Origin of the sequence: Blautia sp. AF26-2 (assembly GCF_003460955.1) — a bacterium.
GTDB lineage: Bacteria > Bacillota > Clostridia > Lachnospirales > Lachnospiraceae > Fusicatenibacter > Fusicatenibacter saccharivorans.
Map to the genome: position 1 here is coordinate 104,264 of NZ_QTWD01000003.1, position 13,959 is coordinate 118,222.

Consider the following 13,959-nt stretch of genomic DNA (forward strand, 5'->3'; position numbering starts at 1 on the left):
TGGTATAATCCTCTTGCGTGTAGGTATATCATGGCTTCGGTCTGATAGAACCTTTGGCGGTTTCTTAGGAAGCCGCCTTTTTAAGTTGCCACATTTCTTGTGACAGCTTTTACATTTCCTTTATCCCTCAGATCACGCCCCTCGTTGGCTTCCATGAACTTTTCCAGAATGTCAGTTTTAATAAGGACTTTTCTTCCGACCTTTAATACCGGAAGCTTCTTCCATTCAACCAGCTTTCTCAAAGTGTTTCTGCCAATTCCTGTATAGTCGGCTGCTTCCTCGATGGATAATGCAATCTTTCTTTCCGTCATCTTGTCACCTCCTTATAAATTGCATTATGCAATTTTTGTTGTGCTGTTAGTATAGCGGTTTTATATTGTGTTGTCAAGCGTTATGAAATTTTAAAAATAATTATTATATTGCATATTGCAATTACGTGAGGTACATGCTATAATTCATACATACCGAAAAAGGAGGCAATCAGCATGAAAGATAAAGAATTACGCAAGCTGATAGGCAGCAGGGCAAAACAGCGTCGTCTGGAATTAAATCTGACACAGCCTTATGTTGCAGAGAAGATGGGAGTTACAGCTTCCACAATCCTGCGTTATGAGAATGGTTCGATTGACAATACCAAAAAGATGGTGCTGGAAGGTCTTTCGGAAGCACTTCATGTATCTATTGAATGGCTCAGAGGTGAAACCGATGAATACGAAACCGATATTACGGATAAGAAAGAATTACAGATTCGTGATGCAATGGGCGATATTCTCAAACAGCTACCTCTCGACCTTAGTAAAAAGGAAGATGCTTTTTCAAAAGATTTACTGCTGTTAATGTTAAAGCAATATAACCTGTTTCTGGAATCATTCCAGTTTGCCTGCAAGAATTACAAGGGCAGCACGAATGAATCGGATATTGCAAAGGTAATGGGGTTTGAATCGAATGATGAATATAACGAGATTATGTTTCTCCGGGAGATCACCCATACTGTTAATGCCTTTAATGACATGGCAGATATTGTAAGGCTCTATTCCAAGAAACCGGAAATGGCAGAACAAAGGCTTGAAAATCTTTTATCAGAAGTTTTGTATGAAGATTCCGATTCGGTATAGAACGACAACCGGAGTTATGATATACTTACACGCAAGAAGCATTTCATCAGTTCCGATTGTCTGATATCGAAAGGAGACACACGATTATGGCAAAAGGATCTGTAAGAAAAAAAGGAAAGAAATGGTACTACCGCTTCTATGTAGAAGATGCAAGCGGCAATCTAGTTCAGAAAGAATACGCTGGAACAGAAAGCAAAAGTGAAACGGAAAAACTGCTCCGTCAGGCAATGGACGATTACGAAAGCAAAAAATTCATTGCAAAGTCGGAAAATATTACAGTTGGAGAATTACTTGATATATGGGCAGAGGAAGAATTAAAGACCGGTACTCTCAGTAATGGGACAGTCCAGAATTACCTCGGTGCAATTACCAACATCAAGAAGCATCCAATTTCAGAGAGAAAGTTGAAAAATGTAACATCTGAGCATTTACAAGCCTTCTTCGATCTGCTTTCCTTTGGTGGCACTTATCCAGATGGTTCAGAAAGAAAAGGTTATAGCAAAGATTACATTCGTTCTTTCTCGGCAGTATTACAGCAGTCATTCCGGTTTGCAGTATCACCAAAGCAATATATCACTTTCAATCCGATGCAGTATATTAAGCTGAAATACCAGACGGATGAGGTTGACCTGTTTTCTGATGATGACATGGATGGCGATATACAGCCAATTCCACGAGAGGATTATGAAAGACTGATTGAATTTCTACAGGATTACAATCCACCGGCAATACTTCCAATCCAGATAGCTTATTATGCAGGACTTCGTATCGGTGAAGCCTGTGGTCTGGCATGGCAGGATGTAAATCTTGAAGAACAGTGCCTTACAATCAGACGCAGTATCCGCTATGATGGTTCAAGGCACAAGAATATCATCGGACCAACCAAACGAAAAAAGGTAAGGATTGTTGATTTTGGAGATACACTGGCAGAGATTCTTCGTAATGCCCAAAAGGAACAGCTTAAAAACCGAATGCAGTACGGAGAACTTTACCACAAAAACTACTACAGAGAAGTAAAAGACAAAAACAGAGTTTACTATGAGTTCTATCATTTGGACGGAACAGAGAATGTTCCAGAAGATTATAAGGAAATATCCTTTGTCTGCTTAAGACCGGATGGAAGTTTGGAACTGCCAAGCACGTTAGGAATTGTTTGCAGGAAGATTGCTCAGAAACTGGATGGATTTGAAGGATTTCATTTTCACCAGTTGCGACACACCTACACAAGCAACCTTCTGGCAAATGGAGCAGCTCCGAAAGATGTACAGGAACTGTTAGGACACTCAGATGTCAGTACCACAATGAATGTCTACGCCCATTCCACAAGAAAAGCCAAGCGGGAATCCGCAAAGTTACTTGATAAAGTGGCAGGCAACGACTAAATAAAACTTTCCCTTATTTCCCTTACGATTATCTCATAAGGGCAAAAATAAGGGAAAATACATATCATTTCACTAATGAATGGGCTGGAATGTCTGTAAAATAGGGAAAGTTAGAAATATATTTCGGCAAACTGGAATTTGTCTTTATCTTATTTATCAAAATACTTATCACAGTATTCAAGTGATAGATTGATAAACTCCTGCAATTTATCAATATCATTATACATTCCATGGTTCGATTTTGGAAATTCAACATAATCGTATGGCACACCATTCTCTTTCAATGCATCTATTAAAGGGTATTTAAGTTGAGTCGGCACACAATGGTCGATTAGTCCATACCCCATCAAGGTCGGCACCGAGTTTGCATCCACCAAATATGTAGGCGAAACAGAGTAAATATACGGAAGATACTCTTTTGATGCCATCATTTCATCTGTAATTCTAACCCCTGTCATCATGGTTGCAAAATCCGCATCTGTGGTTATATGGTCTATCGATTTCAGCAAACTCCAATCGGATGGCTCAAATGAAGCAGGACCTGCGAGTTGAAAGACAAACTTTACTGGGATTGCAGAAATGTCAGCATTTTTATATGCATAGTTCATCGCAAGTGTTCCACCTGCTGACACCCCACAGGTAGCCATTTGTGTTAAATCAATTCCAAGCTGCGATGCCTGCTCCTTGATTGCGGCAACACAGCTTAGAATTTCTTCATTCATTAACTCAAGACTGGCGTTGAGTAATTCTTCTTCACTTTTTCCCTTCTTTGATTGCAATGTATAATCAACCGTTGCTGTTACGTATCCTTTTGACGTATAATATTTGCACCACGCATCGCCATCTTCTTTGCTCCCGGAATTAAAACTTCCTCCGTGTATATAAAGAATCAGGCATTTTGACTCTGGCGTATCAAGATTTTTCGGCACATATAAATCATATTTGTGGTCGCTCGGATTTTCATAATCAAGATTTTCATACACACATCCTACTGTATCATTCCATTCAACTTGGATAAGCTTCATCGGTAAAGACCCAAGACGTTGAATGTTGATGAGCATACCCACAATAAAGGATACAACAAACAGAAATATCAACATACCTATTTTACGATTTTTATTTGTACTGAACATGACATTTCTCCTTATATGATGTGGTCTAAAACAAGTTTTCCGGTAATACCACCAAGTATTACACCGGCGATAATAACTCCACAACTAAGGAGAACCCATGCTAAAATTTGTTTCTGTTTTGTATTCATACTTATTTATCTCCTCAATTTCAGATTGTCATTTCTGCAATACTATCACTTAATTGTCATCAAGTTTCTTTGACAAATTCCGATTTTTCGTTCTCTACGACTTCCCAATAAACGGGAATTTGTCATATCCCTATTTCTGAGTAGATTTTTTCGACAAACGGTGACTTATGCTCGATATACTTCTCAATATCAAATGGATAGAGTGCAGCGCCTTCTTCTTTAATTCTACTGTATTCACGCACAGCTTCCGGATGAGAACGCAAATATTCACGGAAAGCAATATGCCTTTTCAGTTCCTCAGAATCTCGCGGGCATACATATAGATGATGCTTCCGCAAATGGGTTTTGCCTTCATATTTAAATGCTTCCCGTCCGGCAATACCAAGGTTTCCTTCATGGTGATAGTCGATTCTTTCTAAGGCAGAGATTACAGCGTCAAGCATGGAGTAATCTTTAATGACGACATCAATATCAATAATCGGTTTCGCTGATAAACCATGCACTGAAGTGCTGCCAACATGTTCTATCACAAGAGCCAGTTGATCAAGAGCTTCCTGGATTTCACTCTTGATTTCACAAAAATCCCGTGTCCAGTGTTCATCATAAGGTAGCACAACAACATGCTTTGTAATCATTCTCTTTACCTCCCCAAATTCCGATTTCTCAGTTTCAAAAACTGGAATTTTCAAATTAGTCTTTGCAAATAACCTTTGAACCTTCACCATCGATTACAATTCCCTGACGGTTGTTAATTGGGCATAGATTCAAATCCGAAAATTCAGTCATTATTTTCTCAGTAACTTTCTTAAATGGTGCTGTAAGATAATGCGGAAGAACATAGAAATCAATCAAATCAAGCCCTGCATCATCTTCTTGTGAGTAGTCCTCCGGCTTTTCATCCATTTGTTCAATATATTGGATAGTTGGAGCGCATATAATCGCACCCGCCGATTCACCAATCATCAGTTTTCCCTTTGCCAATTCCTTCTTCAATAGCTCATCCGTTCTCGTTTTACGGAGCTGATCCATAAGGAAGAAAGAATTTCCACCAGTAAAATAGATCACATCCGCATCTTCAAAAACGGACTGTATCGTTAAATAAGCCTCCGTTGAAATATCAATTTCCGTTACGGTTGCTCCCAGTTTATTGAATAGCTTTCGAGCCGAGCCGACATAACCGGTATAGCCTTCACGCAGCGAAGCTGTGGGAATAAATGCGACTTTCTTGTTATCAATTTCTTCTTTTATCAAACTTCCTACACTTGAAAAGTGCGAACATAAAAACAGTTTCATCCATATCCTCCTTAATAAATTCCGATTTTCTTAATTCTACAAACTTTAATTTTACTTAGTAACTATGACTTTTCCTTCAGAATCCAGAAGAGGTGTAATACCAGCCCCGTATCCAGATTTCCAACAAAGATAATTAACTCCAGTCTCCTTATCTACAAGAATTTGTCGAATCCCTTCATCTTTAAGCGAACTTCCATCTCTAAATATAACTTCAAATCTTTCTTCTTTCTTCGCCATGTTTATTCCTCCTCGTTAAGCATTAAATACCGATTTGCATTTCCATTCATTTTAGAAAATGGGCAACTCCGATTGGAATTGCCCACTCATTGCACTAATTATGCGATTTTTTCTTGCTTGCACCGATTTCTGCATCAATTGATGTAAGTTTGATGTAAATCGCTGTTTTTTTAGTTTTTTATCAAATGAAGTACGTCCCGTCTATTTGGTAAAACGGTACATCTTTACATCATCTTAATAGAGCTTAGCACCTGCTGGGATTCTGTCATTTACCATCAGAAGGTTCAGTCCCTCGTGACCATCTTCCTCGTGTACGGCTGAAATCAGCATACCCTCGGAATCAATTCCCATCATCTTTCTCGGTGGCAGGTTCACGATAGCGATTGCTGTCTTACCAACCAGTTCTTCCGGCTCGTAATACTCATGAATACCGCTTAAGATCACGCGATCCTTGCGTTCTCCATCATCCAGTACAAACTTCAGAAGCTTTTTGGATTTCGGAACTGCTTCACAAGCCAGAATCTTAACTGCACGGAAATCAGATTTTGCAAATGTATCGAAATCTACCATCTCTTCAAAGATTGGTTCAATCTTCACATTGGAGAAATCAACCTTCTCAGCTACTTTTGTCTCTGCCGGAGCTGCTGCACCAGACTGAGCTGCGTTGTTTGCTTCGTTCTTAGCAGCGCCCTGTGATTTCATTGTCGGGAAAACTGATTCGCTTACCATACTATCCTGTACTGTCGGGTATTATACATTATTTTCAAAAAGACTTCAACCTATTATAAGGTATTATTCAGTATGTATTTGTTGTAGTTCTGTTGCACACCACATAATTCTGTTGCACCTCATAGAATCAAGCCCACAAGGACTCTTTCCTAGAATATGTCTAAATTATGTGATAATTTTTCTATTGCTTCTGTTTTTTTCATATCGGTGACTTCGGCGTATATATCCATCGTTGTCTCAATATTTGCATGTCCCATAACTGCCTGTATCACCTTAATATTCGTTTCATTTTCGCAGAATCTCGTACAAAAAGTATGTCTCAAATGATGGCAGGAAAAATGCGGGATAATGATCGGCTCTCTTTTTTCTTTTTTTGCTTTTAAAATTTCTTCTGCATTATAGTTTTCCCGAATGCGTTTGATCGTCCGGTTGACTGCCTGCGGATTATGAAGATTGCCAAACCGATTTGTAAAAATAAATCCCTCCATACCGTCGAGTGTAACGGTACTGAATCCATTTTCTTTTTGATATTCGTATTCTTCCATAAAAGCATTATATACAGGCTCCATCATCGGAACTGTACGAATGCCTGCCTCTGTTTTAGGTAATGAAACAGCAAATTCGCATTTGGTTGTTTCTGCTCTGCGTGGATAATATGTAACACTGTGATTGATATTGATCAGTCGTTTCTCTAAATCAATATCTTCCCATCGAATCCCAATAATCTCACCTATACGGCATCCTGTACCTAAAAGAACGGTAAACAATGGTGCCCAATGATTAAATACCGGACTGTTCGATGTATAATTCATAAATGCTCTCTGCTGTTCTACTGTCAATGCATGTCTCACTCCATGATTCCTCCCTGGTTTCTTTTTTATTTCTGACATTACACCATGAGATGGATTGTTTCGGATAATATCATCTCTCACTGCTAACTGAAATGTTGGATGAAGCACCGTATGAATCGTTTCTAATGTATTAACTTGTAATTTTCTTTCATTTATCAAATGATAATAAAAGTACAATACATCTGAATATTTGATTTCACCGATTTTCTTCTTTCCAAAACTGTCTCTGACGTAATGATCATACATGTACATATAATTGGTATAAGTTGTTCGCCTCAACTCTGTTTTCGTAGAAATATATCTATCAAATACAAAATTAAGATTGGCATTTCCCGCAGCATACACATCAAGACCATCTAATTGGTCTTTTAACAATTTCTGCTCTTTTTCCCTTAACTTAATTAAATCCTTGGAATATGTATATTTTCTTTTTCCAAATGGATCTGTATAAGTGTATATGTACATCAGGTCGGACTGGCGTTGGCTCTCACCTTTGCGTAAGGCTCTGCCTCTGTTATCTTTTCTTGCTTTTGCCACTGTAACTCCTTCCTAATGTAGCAAGGAGTCCTTGTGTTACTTTTCTGGCATCTGATATAAAAGATCAATACCTTTTTGTATCGCTTGTGTTGTAGTCAGCTCATGCTTCGCTGCATACTCTGACAATTTCTGATATTCTTCTTCTGTCAATCGGAAACTTACATTTTTCTTCTTAGGGGATTCTGCTTTCGGTCTCCCCATTTTAGCCACCGTATGCACCTCCTTCATAGCTTGATTACATTATACTTTTTGTCATGCAAAAAGTCAATACTTTTCGTAGCACAAAAACTCTTGCAATACTATTCATCACTAAATACCAGTTCGGAATGTTTCCAGATATGCCTCGAAAATATCACAATTCACCAGTACCAATTTATCCAGCTTATAGACAGCATTTGCTTCCTTTGCCATTTTTTCAAACTTGCTTTGACACATGCTGTACATTTCTGCACCTTCCTTATAACGAACAAATCTTTTCCTATTTATAATATGTCTTTGCATTCTTTCGCTCCTTTCCCAATTTATAACAATCCCACAGGCAGCTATCGGGTAACAGCTTCATTGGTATTTCACCATCTTTCCAGACCGGGCAGCTTTCCCGGAAGTATCATTATCAGAAACAGTATCTTCGCCACAAAAGTCCCACTTCCTGATTACAGTCAAATATTTATCGCTCGTGCCTTTACTTCAATATCATTTTGATATTTCTTCGTTTACAACATTTCCACTTTGCGTCACGATGTCGCAAAGTTATAATGCAGACAGTCTTGGCGTATTTGCTATACAGCTCCTCTGTTTCATATGTCCTGCAGGATAAATATTAAATTTTCAAGGTACAAACAACGCTAAATAGCCTTTTCAGCAGAAAGGGATGCTTTCAAATGTTTTTTAGCGAACTATTTTAAATCCAATAATTGTTTTTATCAATTTTGTTTCCAGACGTCTACGAAGTGTTTCATCTACACAATAATGAACACAGCCATACTCATCATACATTTTTCTAACCGATAATTTTGCAATATATCCTTCATAATGTTTCAGAATTTTATTTATCGCCTGAATGTCACCCTCCAATGCTCTTTCGATTACCCAAAACGGTATCAATTTTTTATTATTTACGCTTTTTTCTTCCGTTTTCACCTGCATTTTCCTCCAGCATAATCTTTAGTATTTCAAGCGATCGTGTACGATGCTCATGTACCGTACTTCTGACAAGATTCAGTTTTCTTGCTATATCCGCATCATTCATTTCCATAAAGTATGACAAAAGAATAATGTCCCTTTTTCTCTCTGTCAGCGCAGTTAATGCTTCTGCCAATAGAGCATTTTTTACCTCCACATCATAACCACCTGCCCGAAAATAACTTTTTTCCAATTCATATTCATCAAATATAGAAAGGCTCTCCATCTCTTGTTCGGATAGTTCTGAAAACAAAGTTTCATGTTTTCTAAGATAGGCTAAATGTCTTTCATAATCCACTATTTCGCCCTTTAATGCCAGTTTGCATTTTCGATCAAACTGGTGCATTACCGTTTTCTCATCATAGGAAGAAGATTGCTCCATAGAGTTCACCTCCTCCCCGACCATCAGATATGAGCAAAGGTCTTTTTCCCTTTCACCCTTATCCCGATTGGGAAGCCCCCATTGTTCGGGTTTAAAAGAAAAACTCTATAAAAAGTTCTTATGATATACAAAAAAACGTCCCTATGGATTGAAATCCATTGGACGTTTTCATATAAATAATCTAATATTCAAAAATAATTTTCTCCCTCCATTCCATATAATAAAAAAAGCGGAAACAATTTTTTATCATCTCCGCTTATTCTTGCTCTTTTCAATTTTATATTTCAAAATACCAACATACTGAGAGATTAAAATTATAAAGGAAGTCAGTGCAACTAAGGAAAGTATATCTGGTATTCTTGCAAGTGTACAACAACCAGCAAATACAATAACAGCAATTAAGACTTTCATGGTTACTTTTTTGCAGTGTTCTTTTTCAGCATCATCGAGTTCTCGATTAATGCACTCTACTGGTGCAGCTTTCAATATCAGTATCGCACTTACTAATATAAGAATCCACGCTGTACCTACCGTAAACTTATATTTACTGTTAAAATACATTGCTATTATCTGTACAGTGACTGAACATATAAAACATGATCCAAAACTGTTAAGATGCACGCCACCGGCATAAGTCCGTAGCAACATAAAAATCCCAGTAAATATTGCGAATTCCGGAATCATATGCATATATATTGCTATACTCAAACAAGTTACAAAACAGCATAGCATCTCAAGTCCAATCTGAAAGCCATATTGGTATATGTCATATGATTCCGAAGAAACTGCGCCGGTCTTAATAACATATTCTGTTAATTTTTCTGACAGCCGTCTCATTTCAAATCTTTTTAAGTTTTTTCAAGTCCTTCGGAACTTTCGGCTGGTGAAAGATATAGCAACATGCACTATCCACTGACACTTTTCCAAGTTTTAAAGATACATTTGCCAGTGCTTTCGCTGACTGAGCTTTTACATTTTTCATAGTCATAGTAAAACTCTCCTTTCGTTTTCTTTTTAAAACAATACTACAAAAATACATTCCATTTCTTTTTCTGTAAAAAAAACGAGTATTCATGTAACTTTTCCCTGGGACACCACAAACATCAATATTTCCTAACAAAAAAGGTTGCAATGAATTCATTGATCATTACAACCTTTTTGAGAACCATATTTTTTCAAGTACCATACCCACAATAATATCTCTTCTATTTTTTTTTGATATTCCTGTAAATCCTCCACATTCTCCAAATAATCATACACTCCAGCCTTCAGTATTGAAAAAATATCCTGCTTTGTCCCATTTTCAATCAGAGCAAGAATTGGAATTGTATTTCCCAACATTCCTTTTACTCTGATAATAAATTCAAATGTTCCTTTTTCAACCATTTTTTTATTAAAATACATAATAATAACATCTGGATTAAAATGCTTATCATCGTTCAACCAATCATAGGTACACCACCTCAATTTATATTTTCCTTTTGTTATTTTACTTGTAGTTTTAAATATTTCTCTATGGTCACTAAATAATAATATTTTTTTCATTTTACCCTACCATGACATTCAAATCGTAAAATTATTTTTATATTTTATCATGTTATTTCAAATATTATTTACGTGGTAATAATTCCGCTATTCATGTAATTATTCCTTTTCTCCATACAACACAACTCTCACTAGAAATCTTTCTGGTATAGAATCGTCAACTGTAACCGTTCCATTGTACTTTGCTACAGCTCGGTAAACCGACGGCAAACCAACACCATGATTTCCAGCATCGGATTTCGTAGATTTCAGTCTCTTATCCTTCATTTTGATTAATCGCCCCTGGTAACTATTCATTAAAAATATCAACAGATTACCTCTATCATATTTCATTTGGATTTTTATGTACTTCTTCTTTTTTGCCTTTTCAGCCGCTTCTACAGCATTTTCTAATAAATTCCCAAGTATTAGACATATATCTGCACCCTTAAACTCCATCTTCATAGGAACCTTTATGTTCAAGGAGAAATCTATCCCTTTCTTTTGAGCTGTTACATACCAATATCCAAGTAGAGAATCAATTACAATGTTACCACTATTTGCAACCTCCGATATTGATAAGCCACTTTCTTCCATTATATCTTGGATAAATTCTATGATTTTCTCATCTTCTCCTTTCTCTGCATAAGCAAGAATAGATACTAGATTATTTTTCATATTATGTTTTATGTCCCTTAATTGCAACATAGAAAGTTCTCTTTCTTGTTGATGACGTTCACATAATTCCAACTGTTGTTCATAAACAGAAGTCATTCGTCTTAGTTGTAAATCATCCATCAATTTTACATAAATATAAAAAATCAGTACATTTAAGCACAGCAAAATAATTGCTGCAATTGCCGAATGAAAATATGCACGATCATTATTTATTTTGTAACTAAACAAAAAAATTTCATTCATAACATAGATACTTCCAATTGGAATCAGAATTAACATAATACTGTGTTTAACAGAAAACTCTGTAATTCCACCTGTTAAAAATACCTTCCTTAAAGCAAAAATAATTAATAAAAATAATATTTTCGATATAATTGATCCCAAGATTCCATACATCTGAGAATACATAAATTGATTACAATAGATTGAGAGTATATATCCGCTTACCGTTTCTATCATCATCCAAATTGCGTTAAACGCCAGAACAAAAATGCATTTGTTCCAACCTCTTCCTTCATAAATACACATCACTGAAACAAATGTTATTACAATAGTAATGATTATATTTATATAAACCGGTAATGTACTAGCATTCAAAAGCAGCAACTGCCAAACTACAAAAATGATGTATCCAATCACAATTGCTATTTTTTTCTTTCTTCTTGTAAAAAACATTGAAAAATAGTAAGAAAAAAGCAATATCGCAAATATTACAAGCAATATCGCTATCACATTCAGCAACATTTTATTCACCAACATAAAACGTATCCCCCATCGAACAGTACTGTTTATTCTTCTATCTTCACTAATTGAAATCTTCTTTTCATTATGGAAATCATATGAATTATTACCAAAGTTTCTATCCGCAAAGTAGTCCATGCTAACTGTTATCGAGACTCCTTTTTTCCTATTAAAAATATGGAAAAAGCCAAAGCAGATACACTAAGAAAATAATATACGAAGTATATCAACCTTACCATAATCTATTTATACATCAACATAAAAAGTGTCCTCCATTTCACAGTACTGTCCACTGATAATCTTCCGCCTGTCTTCGCTAATAGGTATTCTTTTTCCATTATTCAACACTACAAAATCATATCCTATTTCTTCTACATGTTTATAACTTACCAAAAAAGACTGATGCACCCGCAAAAATGCCACTTTACTCCGTTCCAAACTTTTTTCAATATCATTAAGCTTTCCATAAAGTTCAAAATTTTCTTTTTCTGTAATTATCTTTACCTTTCTTCGATTACTCTCGAAATAAAGGATTTCCCCGATTGGGATTTTATGATTGATCCGTTGGTAACTATATCGAAAATAACTGTCAGTACTACTTATTTCTTCATAGGCTGCTTGCAAACACCGTTCCATCATTTCTCTACTGACAGGCTTCACCAGAAAACGAAAAGGTCTGATTTCAAACGACTCCATCATATAATTTTCATGGCTTGTAACATAAACAATCAAAACACTTTTATCAATCTTCCGAATTCTCCGTGCTACTGTAATGCCGTCTTCCTGTCCCATCTCTATATCCAGAAAGATAATATCAAAAGAATTACCCATTTCTACAGAATCAACCAAATGTTCTCCTTTCCAAAAAACATCCGTATCTACTGGCATAAAATTTCTTTTTGCTATGTTTTGCAACATAGTTTCTATTTTCCCTGTTGTAGAAACAACATCATCACAGATTGCTACATTTATCATTTTCCCTGTCCTTTTTCTTTTTCTCTTCATTTTTTCTAACAATCTGCAAAAGCGACCAGACCAATTCTTGATCATATTGATCTAATGTCTTGTAGACTTCAATCATATCATAATACTCATCCAATGTTTCATTGAGTTTAATCTGTCCTGTTAAATCCCTTTTTACATCTGACATCCCTAACAGATAGTCTGTTGTCACATTAAAATACTCTGCCAGCCTTTTGAGAATATCAACTTTAATCACTGTCACATCTTTCTCATATTTACTAAGCATCTGCTGAGTAATTCCCAATTCTGCAGCTAATATTTCTTGTATGATTCCTCTTTTTTCCCGAAGATTTTTTATACGACTTTCCATAATCCCATACTCCTTATTTTTATTCTAATATCATGCTACTCTTTTCTTGTTTTCATGATACAAATAATAGAAGTATTCATTTACATTGATTAGTGTTGTTGTCTTAGCCTCTAGCTTGTTTTTTCCTGATATAAAGCACGTTTCCGGATCTTGAAAATCATTAAAATGTTTGCCAACTGTACAATATCATTTATTTACTAACTCCCCTAGAGCGTGTTTGAAAAAGGCTTTCTGCAAGATGTGCATCACAATTTGTAGGAGATTTTGTTCGGATGAGGGCATCGTAGCGGGCTACGATAACCGAATTCGGGCAAAATATATCGCAAAGTGGGGCGTACAGATTGCGGGAATGATTTTTCAAACACGCTCTAGGCTCATTTTTTTCACTGGCTCACTCGTAAACGGGTCTATATATTCTTTCTATCTTCTTTGCATTTTTTCTACTACATTTACATAATATCCACCACACTACACTCAAAATATCTATTTCCATATTTATATTCTAACTTTGCATATCTCTCGAAAATTATATATGTACTTTTGAATTTTAAATATATTATAAATTCTAATACCCTTATCCTATATGTTATTTACAATTCCATGTTGTATATGATAGACTGTCAATGCTAATTTGAGCGACCTCCCTTGTCGCATCACTAACAGATGTTTTATTTCTTTTCTAAGGCTACATTTTGGGAAGCAACCAAAAATATG

General features: G+C 36.0%; 19 protein-coding genes and 2 pseudogenes. 3 read left to right on the top strand and 18 right to left on the bottom strand.

The window, feature by feature from the left end; genetic code table 11:
* Positions 1 to 80: 80 nt before the first annotated feature.
* Positions 81 to 311: a helix-turn-helix domain-containing protein gene (locus tag DWY63_RS05675; protein ID WP_003505382.1), complete on the bottom strand. Its 231-nt coding sequence runs from the start codon at positions 309 to 311 to the stop codon at positions 81 to 83.
* A gap of 174 nt (positions 312 to 485) precedes the next feature.
* On the opposite strand from DWY63_RS05675, the gene DWY63_RS05680 reads away from it, so the two are divergent.
* Positions 486 to 1,115 carry a helix-turn-helix domain-containing protein gene (locus DWY63_RS05680; RefSeq protein ID WP_015520978.1) on the top strand — a complete coding sequence of 210 codons (630 nt, stop codon included), beginning with the start codon at positions 486 to 488 and terminating at the stop codon, positions 1,113 to 1,115.
* Positions 1,116 to 1,201: 86 nt separating this feature from the next.
* A complete protein-coding gene (locus DWY63_RS05685; protein WP_015520977.1) occupies positions 1,202 to 2,497 on the top strand; it encodes a tyrosine-type recombinase/integrase in 1,296 nt (431 codons plus the stop codon).
* Positions 2,498 to 2,646: 149 nt separating this feature from the next.
* Here DWY63_RS05685 and DWY63_RS05690 read toward each other — a convergent pair whose 3' ends face one another.
* The 17 genes and pseudogenes from DWY63_RS05690 to DWY63_RS18860 form a co-directional block, all read right to left on the bottom strand.
* Positions 2,647 to 3,630, bottom strand: a complete 984-nt coding sequence (locus DWY63_RS05690; protein WP_117801562.1) for an alpha/beta hydrolase — start codon at positions 3,628 to 3,630, stop codon at positions 2,647 to 2,649.
* Positions 3,631 to 3,880: 250 nt separating this feature from the next.
* Positions 3,881 to 4,393, bottom strand: a complete 513-nt coding sequence (locus DWY63_RS05695) for a GrpB family protein (RefSeq protein ID WP_117510125.1) — start codon at positions 4,391 to 4,393, stop codon at positions 3,881 to 3,883.
* Between the two features lie 55 nt (positions 4,394 to 4,448).
* On the bottom strand, positions 4,449 to 5,051 hold the full coding sequence (locus tag DWY63_RS05700) for a Type 1 glutamine amidotransferase-like domain-containing protein (protein WP_055267400.1): 603 nt from the start codon (positions 5,049 to 5,051) through the stop codon (positions 4,449 to 4,451).
* A 51-nt stretch (positions 5,052 to 5,102) separates the two neighbouring features.
* Positions 5,103 to 5,288 (bottom strand): DUF6440 family protein, encoded by a 186-nt coding sequence (locus tag DWY63_RS05705; RefSeq protein ID WP_055267402.1) that lies wholly within the window; start codon positions 5,286 to 5,288, stop codon positions 5,103 to 5,105.
* A 234-nt stretch (positions 5,289 to 5,522) separates the two neighbouring features.
* Positions 5,523 to 6,002 (bottom strand): annotated as a pseudogene (gene metG / locus DWY63_RS05715) (methionine--tRNA ligase subunit beta); the annotation flags it as partial.
* A gap of 164 nt (positions 6,003 to 6,166) precedes the next feature.
* Complete coding sequence (locus DWY63_RS05720) at positions 6,167 to 7,405, bottom strand: site-specific integrase (RefSeq protein ID WP_117801563.1); 1,239 nt, start codon at positions 7,403 to 7,405, stop codon at positions 6,167 to 6,169.
* A gap of 36 nt (positions 7,406 to 7,441) precedes the next feature.
* Complete coding sequence (locus DWY63_RS05725; RefSeq protein WP_243176484.1) at positions 7,442 to 7,606, bottom strand: CopG family transcriptional regulator; 165 nt, start codon at positions 7,604 to 7,606, stop codon at positions 7,442 to 7,444.
* A gap of 108 nt (positions 7,607 to 7,714) precedes the next feature.
* Positions 7,715 to 7,906 (bottom strand): DUF6462 family protein, encoded by a 192-nt coding sequence (locus tag DWY63_RS05730; RefSeq protein WP_015543500.1) that lies wholly within the window; start codon positions 7,904 to 7,906, stop codon positions 7,715 to 7,717.
* 387 nt (positions 7,907 to 8,293) lie between these two features.
* The gene (locus DWY63_RS05735; protein ID WP_005421685.1) at positions 8,294 to 8,551 is read right to left on the bottom strand and encodes a helix-turn-helix domain-containing protein; all 258 of its coding nucleotides are present in this window, start codon (positions 8,549 to 8,551) and stop codon (positions 8,294 to 8,296) included.
* Positions 8,517 to 8,969 carry a sigma factor-like helix-turn-helix DNA-binding protein gene (locus DWY63_RS05740; protein ID WP_117801565.1) on the bottom strand — a complete coding sequence of 151 codons (453 nt, stop codon included), beginning with the start codon at positions 8,967 to 8,969 and terminating at the stop codon, positions 8,517 to 8,519. Before DWY63_RS05740 ends, DWY63_RS05735 begins: the two co-directional genes overlap by 35 nt.
* 246 nt (positions 8,970 to 9,215) lie before the next feature.
* Complete coding sequence (locus DWY63_RS05745) at positions 9,216 to 9,806, bottom strand: accessory gene regulator ArgB-like protein (RefSeq protein WP_117801566.1); 591 nt, start codon at positions 9,804 to 9,806, stop codon at positions 9,216 to 9,218.
* Between the two features lies 1 nt (position 9,807).
* Positions 9,808 to 10,110 carry a cyclic lactone autoinducer peptide gene (locus DWY63_RS18325; protein WP_243001846.1) on the bottom strand — a complete coding sequence of 101 codons (303 nt, stop codon included), beginning with the start codon at positions 10,108 to 10,110 and terminating at the stop codon, positions 9,808 to 9,810.
* Complete coding sequence (locus DWY63_RS05755) at positions 10,107 to 10,514, bottom strand: response regulator (RefSeq protein ID WP_117801568.1); 408 nt, start codon at positions 10,512 to 10,514, stop codon at positions 10,107 to 10,109. The genes DWY63_RS18325 and DWY63_RS05755 overlap by 4 nt, the downstream gene beginning before the upstream one ends.
* Before the next feature lie 99 nt (positions 10,515 to 10,613).
* A complete protein-coding gene (locus tag DWY63_RS05760) occupies positions 10,614 to 12,050 on the bottom strand; it encodes a sensor histidine kinase (protein ID WP_243001847.1) in 1,437 nt (478 codons plus the stop codon).
* A gap of 108 nt (positions 12,051 to 12,158) precedes the next feature.
* Positions 12,159 to 12,887, bottom strand: coding sequence for a LytR/AlgR family response regulator transcription factor (locus tag DWY63_RS05765; RefSeq protein ID WP_117801569.1), 729 nt, complete (start codon positions 12,885 to 12,887; stop codon positions 12,159 to 12,161).
* Complete coding sequence (locus DWY63_RS05770) at positions 12,865 to 13,245, bottom strand: helix-turn-helix domain-containing protein (RefSeq protein ID WP_117801570.1); 381 nt, start codon at positions 13,243 to 13,245, stop codon at positions 12,865 to 12,867. Before DWY63_RS05770 ends, DWY63_RS05765 begins: the two co-directional genes overlap by 23 nt.
* Before the next feature lie 190 nt (positions 13,246 to 13,435).
* Positions 13,436 to 13,585: a DUF6783 domain-containing protein gene (locus tag DWY63_RS18860; protein ID WP_334294730.1), complete on the bottom strand. Its 150-nt coding sequence runs from the start codon at positions 13,583 to 13,585 to the stop codon at positions 13,436 to 13,438.
* Between DWY63_RS18860 and DWY63_RS18865 the strand changes: the two are divergent.
* Positions 13,523 to 13,702, top strand: a pseudogene (locus DWY63_RS18865) (DUF6783 domain-containing protein); the annotation flags it as partial. The gene DWY63_RS18860 and the pseudogene DWY63_RS18865 overlap by 63 nt on opposite strands.
* Positions 13,703 to 13,959: the final 257 nt, after the last annotated feature.